18 protein-coding genes are annotated in these 21,664 nt (G+C 34.7%); 10 read left to right on the top strand and 8 right to left on the bottom strand.

The features are described from left to right. Positions 1–148: 148 nt before the first annotated feature. Complete coding sequence (locus BN1242_RS02085; RefSeq protein ID WP_062350630.1) at positions 149–1,489, bottom strand: glycoside hydrolase family 30 protein; 1,341 nt, start codon at positions 1,487–1,489, stop codon at positions 149–151. A gap of 362 nt (positions 1,490–1,851) precedes the next feature. On the opposite strand from BN1242_RS02085, the gene BN1242_RS02080 reads away from it, so the two are divergent. Further along, the gene (locus BN1242_RS02080; RefSeq protein ID WP_062350628.1) at positions 1,852–2,550 is read left to right on the top strand and encodes a YesL family protein; all 699 of its coding nucleotides are present in this window, start codon (positions 1,852–1,854) and stop codon (positions 2,548–2,550) included. A gap of 94 nt (positions 2,551–2,644) precedes the next feature. On the opposite strand, the gene BN1242_RS02075 is transcribed toward BN1242_RS02080, so the two are convergent. Then, entirely contained in the window at positions 2,645–4,399 is a 1,755-nt protein-coding gene (locus tag BN1242_RS02075; RefSeq protein WP_062350625.1) for a methyl-accepting chemotaxis protein, read from the bottom strand. A gap of 206 nt (positions 4,400–4,605) precedes the next feature. Further along, positions 4,606–5,205 (bottom strand): TetR/AcrR family transcriptional regulator, encoded by a 600-nt coding sequence (locus BN1242_RS02070; RefSeq protein ID WP_062350622.1) that lies wholly within the window; start codon positions 5,203–5,205, stop codon positions 4,606–4,608. 101 nt (positions 5,206–5,306) lie between these two features. On the opposite strand from BN1242_RS02070, the gene BN1242_RS02065 reads away from it, so the two are divergent. Then, positions 5,307–5,855, top strand: a complete 549-nt coding sequence (locus BN1242_RS02065; protein WP_062350617.1) for a hypothetical protein — start codon at positions 5,307–5,309, stop codon at positions 5,853–5,855. 360 nt (positions 5,856–6,215) lie between these two features. Next, positions 6,216–7,193, top strand: coding sequence for a DUF4003 family protein (locus tag BN1242_RS02060; RefSeq protein WP_158661037.1), 978 nt, complete (start codon positions 6,216–6,218; stop codon positions 7,191–7,193). 148 nt (positions 7,194–7,341) lie between these two features. Here the strand turns inward: BN1242_RS02060 and BN1242_RS02055 are convergent, their stop codons facing one another. Continuing rightward, the gene (locus BN1242_RS02055; RefSeq protein ID WP_062350614.1) at positions 7,342–7,986 is read right to left on the bottom strand and encodes a DUF6518 family protein; all 645 of its coding nucleotides are present in this window, start codon (positions 7,984–7,986) and stop codon (positions 7,342–7,344) included. A 775-nt stretch (positions 7,987–8,761) separates the two neighbouring features. On the opposite strand from BN1242_RS02055, the gene BN1242_RS02050 reads away from it, so the two are divergent. Next, complete coding sequence (locus BN1242_RS02050; RefSeq protein ID WP_062350611.1) at positions 8,762–8,998, top strand: hypothetical protein; 237 nt, start codon at positions 8,762–8,764, stop codon at positions 8,996–8,998. Positions 8,999–9,104: 106 nt separating this feature from the next. On the opposite strand, the gene BN1242_RS02045 is transcribed toward BN1242_RS02050, so the two are convergent. Both BN1242_RS02045 and BN1242_RS02040 read right to left on the bottom strand, forming a co-directional pair. Further along, positions 9,105–9,698: a hypothetical protein gene (locus BN1242_RS02045; RefSeq protein ID WP_062350607.1), complete on the bottom strand. Its 594-nt coding sequence runs from the start codon at positions 9,696–9,698 to the stop codon at positions 9,105–9,107. After that, positions 9,685–10,503 carry a hypothetical protein gene (locus BN1242_RS02040; RefSeq protein WP_062350604.1) on the bottom strand — a complete coding sequence of 273 codons (819 nt, stop codon included), beginning with the start codon at positions 10,501–10,503 and terminating at the stop codon, positions 9,685–9,687. Before BN1242_RS02040 ends, BN1242_RS02045 begins: the two co-directional genes overlap by 14 nt. Before the next feature lie 369 nt (positions 10,504–10,872). Here BN1242_RS02040 and BN1242_RS02035 point away from each other — a divergent pair, with 369 nt between their 5' ends. Then, positions 10,873–12,006, top strand: a complete 1,134-nt coding sequence (locus BN1242_RS02035) for a Fic family protein (RefSeq protein WP_238985069.1) — start codon at positions 10,873–10,875, stop codon at positions 12,004–12,006. A gap of 1,124 nt (positions 12,007–13,130) precedes the next feature. Here BN1242_RS02035 and BN1242_RS02030 read toward each other — a convergent pair. Beyond that, positions 13,131–13,784 (bottom strand): HAD family hydrolase, encoded by a 654-nt coding sequence (locus BN1242_RS02030; RefSeq protein WP_062350597.1) that lies wholly within the window; start codon positions 13,782–13,784, stop codon positions 13,131–13,133. 799 nt (positions 13,785–14,583) lie between these two features. Here BN1242_RS02030 and BN1242_RS02025 point away from each other — a divergent pair. From BN1242_RS02025 to BN1242_RS02005, 5 genes are all read left to right on the top strand, one after another. Further along, positions 14,584–15,027: a PTS sugar transporter subunit IIA gene (locus BN1242_RS02025; RefSeq protein WP_062350594.1), complete on the top strand. Its 444-nt coding sequence runs from the start codon at positions 14,584–14,586 to the stop codon at positions 15,025–15,027. Positions 15,028–15,040: 13 nt separating this feature from the next. Next, positions 15,041–15,370 (top strand): PTS fructose transporter subunit IIB, encoded by a 330-nt coding sequence (locus BN1242_RS02020; protein ID WP_062350592.1) that lies wholly within the window; start codon positions 15,041–15,043, stop codon positions 15,368–15,370. Between the two features lie 23 nt (positions 15,371–15,393). Next, entirely contained in the window at positions 15,394–16,506 is a 1,113-nt protein-coding gene (locus BN1242_RS02015; RefSeq protein ID WP_062350588.1) for a PTS fructose transporter subunit IIC, read from the top strand. A gap of 26 nt (positions 16,507–16,532) precedes the next feature. Next, the gene (gene mngB / locus BN1242_RS02010; RefSeq protein ID WP_062350585.1) at positions 16,533–19,169 is read left to right on the top strand and encodes a mannosylglycerate hydrolase; all 2,637 of its coding nucleotides are present in this window, start codon (positions 16,533–16,535) and stop codon (positions 19,167–19,169) included. 117 nt (positions 19,170–19,286) lie between these two features. Continuing rightward, entirely contained in the window at positions 19,287–21,212 is a 1,926-nt protein-coding gene (locus tag BN1242_RS02005; protein WP_062350583.1) for a BglG family transcription antiterminator, read from the top strand. Between the two features lie 208 nt (positions 21,213–21,420). Here BN1242_RS02005 and BN1242_RS02000 read toward each other — a convergent pair. Further along, positions 21,421–21,664: transposase domain-containing protein (locus tag BN1242_RS02000; protein ID WP_162491219.1), on the bottom strand; the 244-nt coding region annotated here is incomplete at its 5' end.

Below are 21,664 nucleotides of genomic sequence, written 5' to 3'. Positions count from 1 at the left end.
AATTATAATGTAAATGTTTTCATATAGCAATAACTTTTTTACATAATTTATTAATCTATCAACTTTTAATTGAATACATAAAAATTAATTCCTACTTTTCTTAAATAAAATACATCTAAAATGATCACTAACTATATGGTTAATAAGACTATTGACTTAACAGCCCTGTCGAAATTGAATTTCCTGGTACAGTAACTTCAGTAACTTGCCCATTTATTCGTAAATTCACTTGCTGCATTTCATCTAATCTATTTAACAGGATAAATACTACGGTTCCATCTGGATTTTTCAATGCCGTCAATTCTAACTTATCTGTGTACTTTGTCGAAGCAATCCTTTTGGCACCCGGAACAATATAGCGACTAAAATGTCCAATATACGTATAAGAAAGATTTTTAATTACTTTATCATTTTGCGCATCATACACAATCGGAGAATGGCAGAAATTTCCTACATGGTTAGGTCCGCCAACCGTATCAAGGACTATATTCCAGTCAATAAAGGAGTTCATTCCAGAATTAATATTTCCAATAATATCATGTGCATACATTTGAGCAAACAATAGCTGTGCATTTTCATCAAAGCGGCTGAATTCCACACAACCTTCAGAAAGGATAATTTTTTTATCCTTGAATTTTTCTCTAACAAGACTAATTGCATCAAAATGATCCCCGGTATACCAGTGAAATGCAATACCACTGATCATATGCTCCGTCGTTTCATCAATAATTTCACAAGCTCGTTCAAACATTCTTTCCTTATTATGATCCCAAATAAAAATCTCAATATCTTCTAAACCATTTTTGCGTAGTGCTGGATATAAGTAGTCTCGTAAAAATATTTTTTCCTCTTCTCCTGTATAAAGACAGGAATCCCACGTTTGTTTTGCATTTGGTTCATTTTGAATCGAAAGCTTTTTAATAAGAAATCCTTTAGCTCGGTATGATTTAATATAATGACAAATATATTCGGCCCAAAACTCTCTATATTCCTCCTTCAACTTTCCACCTTGTATTCGAATACCATTCGTTTTCATAAAACTTGGAGGAGACCAAGGAGAAAGCATCATTTCAATTGGCTTGCCATTTGCCGCTTCAGCATCTAATAGAAGTGGAAGAATATATCGATTATTTCTATCAAGATTAAAAGATTCGAATTCCATATCTGTTGGGTCACTCAACGCTTCATACTGATTAACGGAAAAATCACAACTATCTATATGGCTACGAATAGTTTGATAGCAGTTTCCATTTGGACCAAAGTAAGCTTGAATTAACTCTTTTTTTGATTGGTCACTCATTAAGGAATAAATATATCCTGCCGAATCAGTAATTGAACCACCGAAACCGTCAAAAGTTTGATACTCTACTTGGGGGTAAATATTTACAACGTTAAATTCCACACCAGGATCATGCGTAAATTCTTTTTTTGTCTCTATCGTTTTGGTCTGATTTTTCTCGTAAGTAGTTGTAATTAGTTGTAATTTCATAGCTGTTCGCCTCCTATAGTACATGTTGATATGAAGTCTTTTTTTTGGAAAATTTTTGTGTAATATCCTTATAACCAAAATCTATTTTTGTAGCGATTGTAATAAAAACGTTTTTATGAAACTCTAAAAAAATTTACAAAACTTATTCTTACTGTTTTTAGACGTGGTGTTTTTAATGAAAGCACTTTATATTTCATAGAATAGCATCTGCATCAGAAAAAAACAATATAAAATTTTCTGCTCTACTTCTTCCAACTTTATTACCAAAAACTTTTATTTACGAAGTTAGCATATCGTGTAATAATATAATTAAAACGTTTTTATTTTTTGTATGCGTTTTCTATACAGTAGGAGGTAGCTAAATGAATAAGCAAGTTTTATTTAATAGGTTAATCGTCACAACAGAATGGATTACGAGAATTTGTTTTTCAAATATTATATGGTTACTATTTAACCTTCCTATTATTTACTTTGCCTTTAATTTACTTGTTAGTACTAACCCTAATCAATTAATTACTAACATGTTATTTATTATCATCCTTTCCCCTTTCTTGTTTTTTCCATCCACTACAGCTTTATTTGGGATTACCCGAAAATGGGTGATGGGCGAACTAGATATTAAGCTTATTAAAAGTTTTTTCAAATATTATAAAGAAAACTATATCCGGAGTGTAATAGGCGGGTTATTACTAACTGTACTGTGGGTATTTTTATTCATCGATTATTTTTATTTTTCAACAATTAATTCACCAATCTTTTACTTATTTCTAGCAGTTGGTATTTTTATGTTAGCTTTTACGATTAACTTCTTTTCTATTACTGTCCATTACGAGGTTAAGCTGTTTCCTACGTTGAAAAATTGTTTTCAACTTGCTTTAGGTCGTCCCGTTCATACAATTGGCATAGCGGCTATAACGATTATTACTGTATATATAAGCTTTAATCTACCATTTCTTTTATTGCTTGGTACTGGATCGATAATAGCTTATAGCTGCTTTAAAATCTTCAACCTTGGATTAAACTCAAATGGTGAAAATGACCAGAAAGATGACAACGATTAATGAAAAGGGGGACTGTCCCCAACAATTCTAAATGTTGCGAATTGTTGGGGACAGTCCCCCACTGCTTTAAAGCGATAAAGTGTGTCTATATCTATTAAAACTTAAACCCTTTCACACTATCATTCAACGTTTCGGCTAATTTGGCTAATTCGACTGCGTTTTGGGATAGTTCCTCCATGGAGGCGCTTGTTTCTTCGGTTGCGGCAGATGTTTGCTCGATTCCTGCTGCAGACTCTTCTGCGATTGCTGCCATTTCTTGGATAGAGCCATTCATGGATTGCGTTCCTTCCGTAATGGTCGTCAAGTTTTTGCCAATCAATCGAATGTCGTTAATCATATTTAAAATAGATTCGTTAATTTTTCCGAATGTTTCACTTGTGGAATTGATTTGTACCGTTCCTGCTTTTACCTCTTCATACCCATCTTTCAAGGAGCTAGTGACGATGTCGATTTCAGATTGAACATTTTTCACAATACCAGTTATATCAGAAACGGAAACAGTGACTTGTTCTGCTAGTTTTCGAACTTCGTCAGCAACAACAGCGAAGCCTTTGCCGTGTTCTCCCGCTCTTGCTGCCTCAATTGCTGCATTCAATGCCAATAAGTTTGTTTGATCGGCAATATCTTTAATAACAGAAACAAGTTCCGATATGCTTAAGGAGTGCTCATTTAAATTTTGGACCTTCGCATTAGTATCTTTAATAACCTCGTCAATTTTTTTCATTTGTTTTCCAGAAGAATCCATTAAGCTATTGCCATTTTCCGCAAGTTGTAGCACATTACTACTTGTTTGTTGCAGAACTTTACCGTGCTCATCCGCTTCTATTACTTGCGATGTTAATGCTCCAATCGCAGAGGATAACTCACTGGAATTATTCGCTTGCGTTTCACTTCCAGATGCTAATTCCTGCATCGTTGCTGATACTTGTTCACTACTATGTTTTACCTCATTAGAAGACTGGGATAATTCTTCACTCGCAGCTAAAATAAATTCAGAGGAATCCACAACTTGTTGAATAATCTCTTTTAGACGATTTTGCAATTGGTTCGTGCTATCTGCTAGTAACTTAGATTCATCTTTTGAATTTATCACAATCGGTTCCCCAGATAAATCATCCCCCGCTAATTGGGTCATTCTTTCTGTAACTTTACGAATTGGATTTATAAGACTATTTGAAAATAGAACAATTACAACCGCTCCCAACACTAATGCAATACCAGTAACGATTAAAATAATGTAGAACAATTCCTGTGCTGGTTTGGTAAAATCAGACATATACGTTCCCGCTGAAATCGTCCAGCCCCAGTACGGGTCAGTTTCTGAGTAACTAATTTTCTTTTCTATCACATTTTCATTATTAGGGAGTGGCCAGTCGTACTCGGTAAATCCACCGCCATTATTCCCCACCTTAATAGCCTCTTGAGCAAATTTCGTTCCATTGGAGTCCACAACGTCCCATACATTTTGCCCTTCCAAGTTGGGATGGGCAACTTGATTCCCTTGTTGATCATAGGCTAAAAGGTAGCCATTTTCTCCAAGGTCAATATGCGGATTAATTGGTCGCGTACCATCTGCATTTTTTTCTCCTAAAATTGCAACTTTAACCATTTCTTGTGCCTGTTCGATTGATAAGTCACCAGTTTTCACATCATTATCTAAAATCTTTATCATTTCAATCGTCATTTTCACGCTATTTTTTAAGTTGGTAGAACCTAAATTGTCCAAACTGGTAGAACTTGTAATATAGCTTATAACACCTAACGTTAATAACGGAATGAATAAAATTAAACTAGATATGAAGATTAACTTCGACTTAATGGAACGTAAACTACTAAATTTGCCTTTCAAAAAAAACACCTCCAAAGTGTGAAAAATTTTTATTTAAAAAGGTTTCCCAAACTTTTATTTTATTACTAAACTAGAGTCCGTGACAACTGTAAGCTCACTAGTTCACAAATCCGAAAACATATAATGTGAAAATTCTGGGCGGGAGTTGACAATTACCGTGAATCGTGGCCAAATACTTTAGCGTTTGGGGGACTGTCCCCAACAATTCAGAATTGTTGGGGACAGTCCCCCTTACAAATTTCATCTAAGTGTAATGCTAATACATGTTCTATTCGCTCTTTTGTCATTCGTTCTGGCTGGAGGATGGCATGGATGGCGAGTCCATCGACTAATGCGTAGAGGCGTTCTGTTTCGAGATCAATATTGACCTCTTTTTTCAAGAAGTTCCCTTGTTTCAGTATGTCCATTAGTTTTTTGAAGCCTTGAAATACGCCATCGTCAATTTTCACTCCTTGCTTATTTTGGAAATATAATACGAACTCAAGCCATACCTCCATTTCAGCCTTCGTTGTCTCATTTGTTGGCACTATTTCTAATAGCATTTTGCTAATCATTTCTTTTGGTGGCAAGTTTTTTAAAGCAATATTTTGGATTCGCTCCGTCGCTCGCTCCTTAACTAGCTCCATGGAAAAAAGTAGTAATTCTTCTTGGGATTTAAAGTAATGTCTTAAGGATCCGAGGGATAGTCCAGCCTCTTTTGCGATATTTCGTACAGTCGCTCCTTTCATTCCGTCCTTTAAAATAACCCGCCACACTGCTTCTCCAATTAGTTTTCTTCTGTTATCATGATTTACTATTTTTGGCATATATTTAGTTTACCATATTTTTTAATTTAATACACTTGTGCTAAATAAAATCGTGTGATATCTTTTTAATACAATCGTATTAAATATAGGGATGTGAGTTTATGAATTGGATCGTTTGGATCATTATTGGTTGTGAAATTGGATTTTGGGTATTCGTTATACTTGGTTTGTTCACAAGGTATGTTTTCAATAAAAAGAATTTAGGACTCTTTTTCCTCGCGATGACGCCAATCATTGATCTCGTGCTCTTAACTGCTACCGCCTTAGACCTTTACAATGGTGCAACTGCAACTATCGCCCATGCATTAGCTGCAATTTATATTGGTATTTCCGTCGGCTTTGGAAAAATTATGATTAACTGGGCTGATGAGCGCTTCCAATATTATGTAACAAAAACTGGCGCAAAACCGGTAAAACTATATGGTTTAGCATATGCGAAAAATTATTTTAAAGGATGGACACGGCATCTCATTTCATATGTCATAGGCGCTAGTTTGATTGGTCTTGTGTATTTAATCATTAAAGATTCTGATCGGACAGCGGCATTCATGCAAGTATTAAGCGGATGGACACTAGTCCTTGCCATCGATTTCATCATTTCAATATCGTATTTTATCTTTCCACGCAAACAGAAAAGCGAATTATTTTGACATGCGGTGTGGCGAATCGAAGGGCGGGGGACTGTCCCCAACAATTCCCAACATTTTGAATTGTTGGGGACAGTCCCCCGCTTCTACGTATATTATTTATCAATTATTTTAGGGTGTGATGGTTGTGAGGAGTGGCAATTTGGATGAGAGAGTTGATCAGTTTTTTTCATTCAATCTCGTTTTTTATCCACCCACAAAAAAAAAAAAGGTAATTTTTTTGACGGGGGGGGTGGAGAATGGGGGGGGGGGGGCCTGCCCCAAAAAATTCCCATCTTTTTGATTTGTGGGGGACGGTCCCCCGCTTCTACGTATATTATTTATCAATTATTTGAGGATGTGATGGTTGTGAGGAGTGGCAATTTGGATGAGAGAGTTGATCAGTTTTTATCCGTTTATTCTGAGCTAAAAAAGGCTTTAAGATGGAAGGTTTCGGATAATAAAACATTGATGTTGATTGCTTCGATGTTTGTGGTGAATAAGCGGGAGTTTGATATACAACGTTTTTTGCAAGTAAGTGAGTACATTAAAGGGAATGTGGATGCTTTTAATACACTCCGATCCCAAGAGCGGTTTTCTATTGGGGCTATGCTTCATATTCATTTTAATCGCGTAGAAGACGTATTTCATTCGTACCTCCATTTATATGAAACACTCATTAACAGTGGTTTTAAGCGAGGAATGTTTACGTATATTGCAGCTGGCGTTCTTTTTACAAGTAAAACAGATTCGCAAGACTATCGTTTAATAGCGGAAAAAGCTTATCGTATTTACAAAGCGATGCAGAAAGAGCATTTATTTTTGACATCTGAAAATGATTATCCACTTGCCCTTCTTTTAGCAACACGAAATGAGGAGGTTCCTTCCTTAATCGAACGGATGGAGGATTTTTACCATCAGCTACAAACATTAGGATTTAAAAAAGGGAATGATTTGCAATTTTTATCTCATGTGCTATCCCTTGACCCATCGGCTGATAAAAAAATCTTAAGTGAGCGTTGTATTACGTTATTTGATAAAATTCATCAATTACACAAGAAACCGAAATCTGTCCACTATCCAACAATTGGTATGCTAGCATTATGTGATCAAAGCCAACTTGACTTACAGAAACTCATTAACGTCACCGAACGGCTAAATACGGAAAAAGATTTTAAATGGCAAAAAGATATTAACTTCATGCTCGCAGCTCAGTTGTTTATCAGTGAACTTACAGAAGATACAACTGTTCCGACGGCAGGATTAATGACGACACTGGAAATTATTATGCAAGCACAACAAGTGGCGATGATTGCATCAATGGCTGCCGTAACCGCTGCAACGGCATCTAACAATAATTAAAATACAAATAGGGGCGCTGCAAAGCAAGACGTTCCCTTTTGAATCACAAACTGTAAAAAAACATCTTAAATGACAAGAAAAAGTATAATAAATCATATTAGGAATGGTTCATGCTTTTTCTTTGTTTTTCTACTGTGTATATAAAAACCTACAACATTCCCCAAAATATATTGGTTTGAGCGGTAAGCAAGAAAAGAAGAAATCCTATTGCAACCACGTTTATTATTTGTTTCGGAGACTGATATAAAATAAAAGTCGTGGCTATCCAGAGTAGTAACTCTAAATTATTTCTAATATCAAAATACCAAAAGCCAAATGCGAAAGACTGCCTTGAAATAGACATGAAAATAATAGATGAAATAGAAACAGCAATTATTCCTTTTCCTTTTGCATACCAACAAACAATAGCTAAAAATGGCGAAATAACAGTCATGACAATCCAAATCATCATATAAGATTTAGGAAAAAAACCTGCTATCAAAATTGTATATAGATAATAGCTACCAACCATTCCTACAAAAAATAAAAAAACATTTATGGCAGACCTAATAGGTGAGTTACTATACAGAGATATAACTACCGCAAGGAAAATCCAAACTCCCATGCGAGAAAAAAAGTTCCTTAAATCAAGTAATTCGAGAAAATAGGGTAAATAATTACTCGGTATTGTATCAAGCACCTTGGAAACAACGCCTAAAATAACCCCTGCGATAAATATTAGCGTCGAATATAAAAACTTTCTTGTTAGCGATATTCTCGTTGGTCTGCGAATTTTATTTAAAAGGTCTAGCATTTATTTCCTCCCAGAAATAATCTCGTATTGTCAAAACTTTTATATTAAACAAGCTATTGAATGCCTTGATAGAGGGCTTTATACGCAAAAAAATTGCCACCACCTGAAATTTAGGCGATAGTGAGGTTACCACACCGACACTAAATCCCTAAATAAAGGTAGTGACAATCTTGTACCCTCAAATTATAACCTATGTATTAACTTATTTAAACTATTTAGAACAAATCAACCATCTTTAATAGTCTTCCTACTGATCCTATTAATCTTATAACTTTAGTTTTATTTTCTGGTTCTAATACATTATACAACAAATGAACACTCCTATTAATATAAGTAAATTATTAGGAAGGGTTTTGTTGAATTGATAAAATTTGATGAAAAAGGAGACTAAATAATGAAATGGTTACCATTTATTTTCTTTCAATATTATCGTTAATGATATTATTGAGTGCTTGTAATCAAAGTACTGAATCGAAAAAAACTTGTTTCAATATAAGGAGTCCCGCAGTTGTTACTAACATAGACACCCATGAAACCGATTTTCACCATGGTGAAGGAAAATAGTATTTCCAGGGTAGAGAAATTGAAAGAGAAACTGTTTTAAAATCATTGAATGAATGGGTCAAATTTAAGTCCGACGATACGTGTTTTTCATGGTGACAAATGTTTCCTGCCAATTCAAAAAATAATTTAGGTGGGGAGTAAACTCTACACTGGCATGGGTTGTATCTTCCAGCTATTTTGGACGGGGGCCCTCATCAAATGATTAAAGCGGGTGAAACATGACCCCCTTATTGAACAATCAATCAACCAGCCGCAACGACTTGGTACCATCCCCATCCATGGACAAACGGCAGTACATGGATATCGTGGACTAGCTGATATGTTTATTATTGATGATGAAGAATCAAGTAAATTACCATCAGAATATGGTGTTAATAATATCCCTCTTATTATTCAAGAAAAACTTTATATTACGGGTGGTGGTGCTGTTCTGTTTAATTCAGAATAATTTGAATTGTTGGGGTCAGGCACCGCTGACTTGCGCTTTATTTAGAATAATTTGAATTGTTGGGGTCAGGCACCGCTGACTGACCCCCACTCGCGCAATACGCCAGTTACAGTCGATCGAAGGTTTGGAATATTTTTTGTATGGCGTTGTCGGCTGTGATTTCTGTTAGTGGGATTTGCCGGCTTGTGATCGTTTGCACTCCCCAGTAGTAACGATTGCTGGCTTCTTTGTCAGCGACTTCTAGTTCCATATAGTCTGCTTCTTTTACTTTAATACTCATTATGTCATGTCGCCGCAGTGGGTAGAAAAAGCGCCAATGATTCGTTGGTGAGCAACCGGGAGCCCAGTTTTGCAGTGATTCGTAGGTGAATTTCGACAGGCGCATTTGCGGTAATTGTGATGAGCCTTCTAATCCCCCCTCTGGATTATATAGTTCGATTTCCATCACATAGATGGGACCTTCACGCCATTCGTTTTCCAGTTCCATATCATTTTTATTTTGGAATAACATGATGAAATTAGGAATAAACCAACCTGTTAAATTACTATCCGATTTATATCGTAAAAACTTATCCACAGCAGGCACGTAATTGCTTTCGTCTGGGGCAACAGTTTTGCAGTAGTCAATTAATTTTTCGATATTTTGATAGGTTTTATGGACAACGTAAAAAGCATTGCGAATATTTTCAGCTGAACTCATAGTATCGCTCCTTATTAATCGGTAAATGAATGTTGAAGTGAATTTCAACCTCTGAATTCACATCTATTTTCTTTTCCTCTACAGTATAGCTAGTATCCTTCCAGTCAAACGTAAAAAACTCCTCACTATGAATCTGTCGAGGAACGGTGACGGACATATCAGTAAAATCCTCAAAACCTTTCCGAATCAAAAGCGTGACCAAGTCATTTACAACCACTTGATGATAAGGGTCAGTTGCTTCGATATTTCTTAACTGAAGTAAAAAATCTTGCCACGACAAATAACATAGCTCCACATCACTAGCTAAAATATTACGCTCTACCGTATTAAAATACACTTCCTTACATGATTTACGGTCGGCAATAAATAAGAGAATTTTATGTTTCCTTCCCCCACCTTTACGAGACAAAATGCGCGACTCCCGTGCCAATTGCTGAAGACTCCACTCGGTCTCCTTACTATCATGAAGCTCACGATTGCTAACATCATCATCCGAAGACAAACCACTGCGGTATTTTACTTCAATCCCAATTATTGTATTATCTAACTCTATTAACGCATCTAGCTCCCCTTCTCGATCATACGGCCAAAAGGCAATTTTATCTGCCCAAAAACCATCATGTAGCTGACGAAACTTATCCCCTACCGACGAAGGATATACTCCTGCTGCTATAATTTTGCCAAGAGCTAAAGAAAATGGCAAGTATCGCAGTGTTCCAAAAACATTACCCGTCAATTGGTCTTCCAACCGCTCAGACAAATTCGTTCCAGTACTACTAATCTTTCCTTTAATTTCCGCTAACATTGGACAACTCCTTACACTTTTCATGAAAAAATACTATCAAAAAATGATTGGATAAATAAATTATAGTGCAAAACTCCACATAGGAAAAATGTTATGAACGAGAAAATAAGCCTATAATGCACAAATTAATCCCGACTAGATAGATTCACTTTAGCGCTTTAAAGCAGCGGGGGACTGTCCCCGACGATTAACAATATTTAAAATATTCATTTATTAACTTTTCCTGATACATTAATGAGAGTGAAATTTTAATTGCATTTTAGTGTGTTTTTTGCGTTATTTTGTATATAATGTATTAATAAGCTCAATTATTAAAAAAAATTTCGTTATTATGTTCAGAGTGCTTACTATACGTTTAGGGAGTTGTTTATGATGGCAATTAAAGGAGTAGCAAAGCTGCCTATTTCAGTAGATACAAAGGATGCATTGGAGATATTTGCTTTATTACCAACAGTTAGCAATAAGCTGGGGAGATTAGAAGAAAAATTTAATCATTCGATTGTAAGTGAATCACTTATCCAAATTCTTACGTTAAGTGAGTCTGTCGAATCAACAAGAATTGAAGGCACGCAGGTTACTTTCTCTGATCTGATGGAAGAAATTAATGATAAAAATCCACGTTGGGAGATTATGGAAGTATCTAATTATCAACAAGCACTTCAACATGGATATGAAAGAATTATCAATGGATATCCAATTAGCACAAGATTAATAAAAGAACTTCACCGAATTTTAATGCAAGACGTCAGAGGTTCTACACAGTCATCTGGCGAGTTTCGGAAAATACAGAATTTTATTGGTCCCACTAATAGAATAGAAGATGCATCCTATATCCCAATTTCAGCAGATAAAATAGATGAATATATGGAAAACCTTGAATACTATATTAATGGGCACCCTTATGATAAAAAAGTTGCGGGTAACTCTATTCGAAATAATACATTTATATTTGATGAGGAAAGTGATTCACTTATTAAAACTGCAATCATTCATGCGCAATTTGAATCTATCCACCCCTTTTTAGACGGAAATGGAAGACTGGGAAGGATTTTAATTATTTTATCATTGCTTCAGTCAAAACTGGTAACAAAGCCCATATTTTTTGTTAGTGAAGAACTGGAAAAAGAAAGGGCGAGATATTATAGTTTGCTAAATGGAGTGAGAGGAAACAACCCTGACTGGGGGAGTTGGATTTTATTCTTCCTCAAGGCATGTGACCGAATGGCAACAAAAATAAATTCAAAATTAAATAGAGCAGATGAACTAGCAAGAAATGGGTTATTACATTGTAAAACTCCATCAGAACGGACTGTTTGGCTATATACTTTCTCTAATCCATTCACTACGGTACCTGTTGTTTCAAAGTTCACCAAACTCTCAGAGAATACCGTTCGCAATGCTTTAAACTCTTTGGTGGAAAAAGATTTGTTATTTGCAGATCAGGATGTGAAAAGAAATAAGAAGTATCGCAATTACGATTTAATGAGGATATTGCGGGATTAAAACCATAAATAATCATCATCCGTGGTTAAATAGGAATTATTTTGCTGATTTTCCTTTATCAGCTACTCTGAATTTTAGAGACCAACAGCAAAAAGCGGTGATGGAGGTTTGCTTATGGGGATGGATGGGAATAATCTCTATGAATAACACATACTCCAGCTTGGGAAATCAAAAAACTATCAGAAATAAATAGGCAAGCACAAAATTACCATCCGTATCAGTTACTCTTTTCCATCTTCTAATACTTAAAAGAGATCTTTCAAAGTGTGTTTTTTTGCAGCATTAAATCTAAATCACACTTATGAAAAATCTCTTTTTTTTCATATTAGCAGTGCCAGTTTTGAGCAGCAATCTCATACCATTAAAGCGGTGGGGGACTGTCCCCCACAATTGTCAATTTTCCGATTATTTTAGCAACAGGATGAAACGGTCCTTTATTTTTATTTCTCTCCCCTTTCACCCCTCTCCTCACTAGTATTTTTTCTCATGTTCTTGAAAAAAATGAATTCTCTTTATATTATAGTAGGTAAGTAGGAAAATTGTCCTATTTTGTCGCTTGTATAATGTAAAAAATTGGAAACGTAAGGGGGTTGTTTAATGCTAGCGAGTTTTAAGGACTACTTCATAAGTTTTAATTTAGCTTTTTATTTCTATAAACAAAGACTAATAATAATCCAGCAATTAGGAGTAAGGGACACTCCATTCCTTTTAGATCATAATTTGTTTTTGCATGTGCAAACACATTTCGTGTATGACTAATAGCAGTGGCCACTTCTTCTATTACTTTTGCTTATCATCTTGTTTACTGTCTAAGGTAAGTCGTCTTGTTGCTTTCAAAAATTTTGGAGAATACGGTACAATTTCTTGAATATCACAGCAAGTTTCAATTGTCTTTGAGAGCTTGCCTAACAATCAAAAAAAACCCATCTCTTAACATCCATTGTTTTCAAAAAACCGGCACTACCTTGAACCCAACAATTAACAATCCATCCAAAAAAAAGCACACCCACAAAAGCAAATAATAACAAACGATGTTTCAAAAAATTACCAATCCTTACGCGGCATCATTATTTTCCACATATGTAGTAGTTGCACGCGTTAGATCTCTTTTTAAGTATTCCAACCTATTTCAACAGCTCAGCCACTTCCCCCAAATCGTTACAAATACGGTAAGCCATTTGTTTCATTTCCTCGTTTGGCTCAATTAGGTCAGGTACAACGATACAAGGAATTTCCGCCGCCACTGCAGCTCGCAACCCATTCAGTGAATCCTCGAGTACGATTGCTTCTTCCGGCTTCACACCAGCTAATCTACATGCTTGTAAAAAAATATCTGGAAAAGGCTTGCCCCGCTCCACATCGGTTCCACTAATGCAAAAATCAAACCGCCCCTCTAAATCGGACATTTGTAAAAACTTTAATATGGCCTCACGATCATTAGAGGAGGCAATACATTTTTTCATTCCCTTCTGGTCAAGTACATCTAACAATTCTATTGCACCCGGTTTAATACGAAGACCTTCCTCATCCAAAATTTGATAATATTCATCTAAAAAGCCATCTAATACTTTCGCAAAACCCTCCCCATAGGCATCGGTTAGCATTTTCACTGTATCTTCCGTCGTAATTCCTATCGTTTGAATGTAATCAGCCAATGTATAATCCACATCGACCTTCCTTGCCAACCTGCGCATCGTCTCATAATAAGAACGTTCCGTATCAAAAAGCAAACCGTCCATATCGAAAATAACTAACCGCGTATCGTTTATATTTGTCATCGTTATCTCCTTTATTGTTTAATCTGGTTCTATTATATACAAATTAGGATGTGGATAGGCACATTTTCTCGGTAAGATATACCTTTATTATAACTAATTTTCTCTAGACATGAATGATTCATACTGAGTTCAGATTCGCTTTTCAGCGCCTTAGTATGATACATCGCACCTAGATACCAAACACGATGCTTCCTTTACAACGAATATCCTCCAAAAAAATAAGAATAAATGTTTGTATATAAAAATTTTCACAACAACTTGCCAAATGGAAAATTAAAGAAATTAGGTTATATTTTTTGCTGTAAATTGAAAAATGTAGTATTAGGTCGATGTTGAGGCTTGTGCACAATTAAAAATAAACTTATAAACTATTATATATTGTGTGTTTTTGCTCCCTAACTACTGAGGGCTAACCTCAATTATCGAAAAAACATTGTACCTACTGCAGTCTATTATCAGGACTATCCGTTGTTATAATAAGCATTTAGATTACATTTCCCTGTACATCTAATACCCAAGCAAATTTAGTTCCATCTGCATTCATTCCCCTAGTTAACATATTACTTCAACCCAATCTTGATTATAGATAAGGAAATTAGGCAATCTGCATTCATTCCACTAGTTAATATATTACTTCAACTCCTCACTATCATACACTATTAAAATATCATAATTAAATGGGAGTATAATACTAGTGCAATTTCTGCCAACTCATATGGAATTATGTTGTATTAATGAAAGCTATTGAATTAGCTATAGTAGTAAGTGTAAGCGATGTCAATACATAGGTGGTGATAATGTGCTAATTAGCGAAGACCAGATATACTTAAATGCTTCCTATAAGTATAGGGATGAAGTTTTAAAGTTTATTTCATCGGAAGCAGAAAAAATAGATGCTGCACAAGATAAGGAAATAGTATTTCAAGACTTTGTGCAACGTGAGAATGAATATTCCACAGCTTTTCAAGAAGGTATTGCTATTCCACATGCCAAAAGTAAAGCAGTTAAGGAAGCTAAATTATTCTTTGTTCGCTTGCAAAATAGTATTGATTGGAATTCACCTAATAATTTCAAAGTAAAGGTTGTATTTGCAATCTTAGTTCCAGAAGCTGAATCCGGTACGAAACATATTCAAATCTTATCTAATTTAGCAGGCAATCTACTTGAAGAGGAATTTCAAGAACAAGTTTTTAATGCAAAAGATAAGCAATCTATATTAGAACTACTAAAAACAATGGAGTAGGAGTTGAAAGGAAATGAAAGTAGTTGGAGTTACATCTTGTATTGCAGGTTTAGCTCATACGCCTATGGCAGCTAAGGCATTAGAGAAGGCAGGTAAAAAGTTAGGGCACGATGTAAAAATTGAGCAACAAGGTGCAATGGGAATAGTAAATGAAATTACTGAGTCCGACGTAAAAGATGCAGACGTAGTAATCATTGCAGCTGATCGTACCATTGATAAAGAAGAAAGATTTAAAGGTAAACCAATTGTTCGAGTTAAACTTGGACAAGTTGTTTCAAATGGTGAAGCAGTGTTAAATAAGGTAGTTAAAACTATTGAAGCACGTAAGTCAACAAATAAATAATATGATTATAGGAGGTTAATAGCATGAAAGGTAAATTAAATGAAGTAAAAGACCATCTAATGACAGGGATATCCTATGTACTACCAGTAATTATTGCTGGTTCACTCGTCGTAGCAATAGCAAAAATTATTGGATTTGCATTCGGATATACAGATTTAAATGAATTTGCGGAAACTAGTGGAGTTCTACATTATGTATATTTATTCGAACAAGTTGGTTGGACTGCAATTGGTATGTTAAACCTCGTTTTAGGAGCATTCATTGCTTATTCCATCGCGGGTAAGCCAGCTCTAGCAGCAGGTTTTGTTGGTGGTATGTTAGCATCCAGTACAAATGCAGGATTCTTAGGAGCAGTAATCGCTGGATTCTTTGCTGGTTGGATTACAAACTGGGTTAAGAATAATATTAAAATCAAAGGATCACTTTCAGGTGCATTACCATTAATAATTCTTCCACTAATAACGGTTGGAGCAACTGGTATTTTAATGGCTATTATTTTAGGCGGACCACTTGGGTGGGTGAACACTGCATTATTAGATTGGATTACAGAAATGACTCAAAGTAATACGAACGTAGTTGTTTTAGCTCTTGTTTTAGGTGCAATGATTGCTTTTGATATGGGTGGTCCAGTAAACAAAGCAGCATGGATGGCAGGTAACGCATTATTAATGAGTGGAATTTATTTACCAGCAATTATTGTAAACGCTGCAATTTGCATTCCTCCACTAGGTTATGGTTTAGCAACATTAATTAAGAAGAAAAATTACTCAAGTGAATTCCGTGAAACTGGGAAAGGTTCATTAGTTATGGGTATTATTGGTATTACAGAAGGGGCAATTCCTTTCACATTGAGACATCCCTTAAAACTAATTCCATTGAATGTTGTAGCTGGTGCAGTCGGTGCTGCTACTACTGTAGCATTAGGTGCACATGATATTATGCCTCCAGTTGGTGGTGTTTATGGTTTCTTCTCAGTTGGTAATAGTTTGGCTTATCTAGCAGGTATTTTAGTTGGGGCATTAATTATTGGTTTTGGCGCAAATCTCTTAGTAGACTTTACAGATAAAGAAGATAGCTCTGAAACTAAAGGAGACAATGATCTAGCTGAAGATGAAATAGAACTAAGCTTTGATTAATATGTGAAAAGGGAGTTTTGTAATCTATGACTAAAACAAAAGTACACGTAATTCCACATACACATTGGGATAGAGAATGGTACTTTACTTCATCAAGATCAACAGTGTATTTAGTTAAGCATTTGAAAGAAGTTCTAGATACACTTGAAAATAACGAAGAATTTCATTTTTATTTAATGGATGCTCAAACATCATTAATTGAAGATTATTTAAAATATTGTCCAGAAGATAAAGAAAGAATTAAGAAACTTGTTTCAAAGAAACGTCTTTTAACAGGACCATGGTACACCCAGACTGACCAACTCGTTATTTCTCAAGAATCTATTACACGAAACCTTCTTTATGGAACTCGATATGCGAATGAATTAGGTCATTCGATGGAAATTGGTTATGTTCCTGATTCTTTTGGACAAGGTGGTAATATGCCACAGATTTATAAAAATTTCGGTATTGATCGCTTTTTATTTTGGCGTGGTGTTGCAGATAATCGTTTAAAACAAACGGAATTTATCTGGGAAGGTGACGATGGTACACAAATGCTATCGAACCAAATCCCATTCGGATATTACTTTGGTGGAAACATTCCAGAAGATGAAGAAGATCTACAAAAGTATCTTGAAAGGGCTATTGGGGCATTAGAGGAAAAAGCGTCTACAAGGCATGTCTATTTTCCAAATGGCTTTGACCAAGCTCCTGTTCGTAAAAATTTACCAGAACTAGTTGAACGTTTTAATCGGCTTGATCCAGCGAGAGAATATGTTATTGATTCACCAGAAAGATTCTTTGATGATTTGGAAAAGGATACTAGCAATCTACCAATTATTAAAGGTGAGTTAACAGAAGGTAAGCATAGTCGCTTGCATAAAACAATCTTCTCCACACGAGCAGATTTAAAACAAGCGAATAATGAAATAGAAAACTTTCTTGCTAATGTGCTAGAGCCAATATTGTCAATTAGTCATTCATTAGGAAATCCATATCCACACCGTCAACTAGAAGAAATTTGGAAATTGATGTTTGAAAATGCTGCTCACGATAGTATTGGCGGGTGTAATAGTGATACAACAAACAAAGATGTAAAATTCAGATATAAATTAGCAAGAGAAAAAGCAGAGAATCTCTTAGATATCCATATGCGTCTCATTACTGAACGTATTCCATACAAAAATGACTTGAATTTTACTCTATTCAATCCACTTCCATATAATCGTTCTGGGGTCGTAAAAATAACATTGTATGTCCCTGATAAGAATTTTACTATTAAAGATAATCAGGGAAAAACCGTTCCATATACCATTCTAAATAAAGTAGAATTAACAGACTATGTTCTTAACCAAACAATCCGCTTAAATCCAAGCAAAGAAATATATATGCCAGAAAAAGTATTCCTCGCTGAAATGTTAGTCTATGTAACGAATACTTCTGGCTTAGGCTATGATAGTTTTTATCTTGACCTAGATGACGACTCAAGTGTTCAAGTAATTGCTAAATCAGACAAAAATACGATGGAAAATGAATTCTATTCCGTAAAGCTTGCTGAAAATAATACGCTAACTGTTACGGAAAAGAAAACTGGAAAAGTTCATGAAAACCAGATGATTTTTGTTGAAAATGGGGATGATGGTGATTCTTATAACTATTCTCCACCTAGACAAGATTTAGTTTCCTATTCAACTGATGCGGAATGTTTAGAAGCGGAATTCTTTACTTCAGATGTAGAAGAACATTTAGAACTAAAACTGAGGATGAAAGTTCCTTATGATCTTAAAACAAGAGCACAAGGAATAGCGGATCAAGACTTGGATATAACAGCTAGAATTGTTCTGCGTAAGGGTGAAGAAATCATTCGCTTTGAAGTAAATGTGGATAATAAAGTTTTAAGCCATCGACTTTGTGTACAATTCGACACGGAAATTGCAAGTAAATTTTCAACTGCAGATCAATTATATGGTACAATCCAAAGACCTGTTTACTTACCAGAAATGGAAATTTGGGAAGAAGAAGAATGGCAAGAAGCTCCAATATCCATTGAGCCAATGCAAAGTTATGTAGCATTACATGACGACAATCAAGTTGTAAGTGTCCTTACCGAGGGAATCCGTGAATATGAAATTGTTGGTAATGATTACGACACCATCCAATTAACCCTTTTTAGAACTTTTGGTTTTATGGGTAAAACAAATTTATTATATAGACCTGGACGTGCATCGGGAGAGTCCATCGTAGAAACACCTGATGCGCAACTATTAGGAAATATTAAAGCTACCTTTGCTTTAGTATATAAGAATGGACATACATTTGACGAAGCAAAAATCACGAATCTTGCAAAAGAATACCTATCTCCTGTCCAATTTTATCAATTCTCAGATTTTCTAAATGGACGTATGATTTATGCATATCGTGATGAGGAAAAAACAAATGAATTATCATACAGTCTAGCTAACTTTGAAAATATGACATCTACTATTAGTGCCATAAAAAAGGCAGAAGATAGTGATGAGTATATTGTTCGCTTTTATAACCCTTACCTAGAAAAGGCTTCATCTATTGCACCTGAATTATTAGAAAAAGGGCATTTCGTTTTACTAGATGAAAAAACTGAAGATGCAAAAGTAGAAGAATTAAAAACATGCGAATTCAAAACAATAGCTATTCAGTTATAATGAAAAGGGATTTGGCTATTCGCCGAATCTCTTTTTTACCATTATACTATAAGTTGTGGGGTATATTTTTTTAATGACAAAACTAGGGAAAATAAGCTGAATATGGAGAGAATAACCATGTTTGATGATGTTAGAAAAACTAAACTATATGAATTAGTTGAAAATCGCCCCTATCATTATTCGTTTGATGATTTAGGTGAAATATTATCCATTTCTCCCCGAACCGTTCGCAAAGAAATAAAAGATATCAATGATCTTGAAGATATGACTGGACTAATTGTTCTAAACAAACGAGGAAAAGGTTATTATATCAGCATTACAAACCAGGAAAAATATCAATTATTTAAAAAAAATATGGGAAATACTAATATATATTTTGATGTCAATAATCAAGAAGAGAGAGCAAAACAGTTTATTTTGCTATTACTGAACTATAAGGATTATGTCTCGATTGAAGAAATCGCAGATCAAATGTATGTAAGTCGAACGACAATAATGAATGAGTTAGGGGATATCCGTAATTTATTAAAAAAATATCACTTAATGTTGACAACAAAAATTGGGAAAGGTGTTAAAATTGCGGGGAAAGAGAGAGATAAACGATTTGTTTTTTTGACATTGATTGATGAAGAGTTAAATGAAGAAAAAGTGAATCACTTTTTTGAATGGAAAAATTCTAGTACAGATTTATATGGATTAAAAGAAGAGTTACCGATAATATTTAGTAGGAATCATATTTATTTAACAGATAATGATCTAAGTAATTTAATTTACCATATATTAATTATGGTGGATCGAATTAGTAGTGGGTTTGTTATCGATAATATAAGAAATGTATCCAAAACAAGAGAACACTTGCAATTCATGAAAGATATAAAAGAATTGCTTACTAATATATTTCATGTAGAGATCCCTCAAAGTGAACTAGAATACTTATATGTTCAAATTAAAAGTAAAGTAATTTACAGAGAGAATCTTAATTTCCAATTATCAACTGATGTAAATGAATATATCCATGCTTTATTAACTGTAATTAAAGAAAACTATTATTATAATCTTCTTGATGATGAACAGTTAAAGTATGATTTGACAAGTCATGTGAGCTCCATGCTCTATCGAGTTGAAAACGAAATAAGGGTTAGAAATCCTTTGCTAGAGCATATCAAGAAATATTATCCACTGGCTTACGAAATTACCATGTTTGCAGTAAATACCATTACAAATGATTATAACTATGAAGTAAATAATGGTGAGATAGCATACCTGGCCCTTCATATAGGTGCATCATTAGAGAGGAATTATCAAGTGAAATATAAGAGACATAATTCCTGTCTTATCGTATGTGGCTCAGGATTTGGAACAGCAAGAATGATCGAAACATCGATCAAGAGGGACATTCCTGGGCTGTTTATTACAAAAACAATCTCCGCGCAAAAATATACTCAATTGGAATATATAGAAGAAGATGTTGTGATTACAACAATTAGTATAAAGAAAAAGAATAAACCAGTATTCAAAATCGAAACACTTCCTTCAAAAAGAGAGTTACTAGAACTAGATCGAAAAATTACAAATGAAGTAAGTAAATCTGTCGATATATTCTGTAAGTACTTTTCCAGTAATTTATTTATTAAGAAATCTTATAATGATAAGATTGAGGTTATTCGGGACCTTGTTAAAGTGCTGTATGATGAACAAGTCATAAATGATTCCGATCTGTTTATGGAATCTATCCTAAAAAGAGAGGAATTAGGGTCAACTGTTATGGGCGAAGGTGTCGCGATTCCCCATCCTATAGGACTACTAGATAACAATAGGACAAAGATTGCTACTGCCATTTTGGACAAGCCTATCGAGTGGGGGAAGAACCGAAACGTACAACTCGTCTTTCTTCTTGCAATTAGTAAGCAGGATTATGAAGATGCTTTAGGAATTTATGACTTTTTTGTTGATGTCGTGCGGGAAAACCACCATCATGTCTTGTCTAACTCAAAAAACTTTAACGACTTTATATTAAAAAGTCGATTATTAAATAACGATTGAGTTTATAATAATCCTTAAATAAAAAATAACTCTGCCTACACTGTACTTATTACAAATAACCGAAAACCATGATTTTCAGATCATATTTACGGTTATTTAAATTTTTGCAATGTAAGCCCGAAATAAGAAAATGCGCACCTTCAAGGGTACGCATGCCAAATAACCGTAAAATCCTGATTTTTCAATTCGGATTCACGGTTATTTCATTTTATATGCTACATTCTTTTCGGATCATCTTCGACCAAGGCAAGTACAAATTTATAACATCTGGATTTCTATGAATATCTAAATTTGGTAAATCCTTCAGTAATTTTACAAGATACCGATAAAAATCCACACCATTTGCTTTAGCTGTCTCTGCGATACTTAAACAAATTGCATTTGCTTTTGCTCCAGCTTCGCTAACAGAAAACAGCCAATTTTTGCGTCCAATAACATTAGGACGGATGGCG

Origin of the sequence: Bacillus kwashiorkori, assembly GCF_001375515.1 — a bacterium.
GTDB classification, from domain to species: Bacteria; Bacillota; Bacilli; order Bacillales; family Caldibacillaceae; genus Bacillus_BK; species Bacillus_BK kwashiorkori.
The sequence above is the reverse complement of the archived record's forward strand: the minus strand, read 5'-3'. Positions and strand labels throughout refer to the sequence as shown.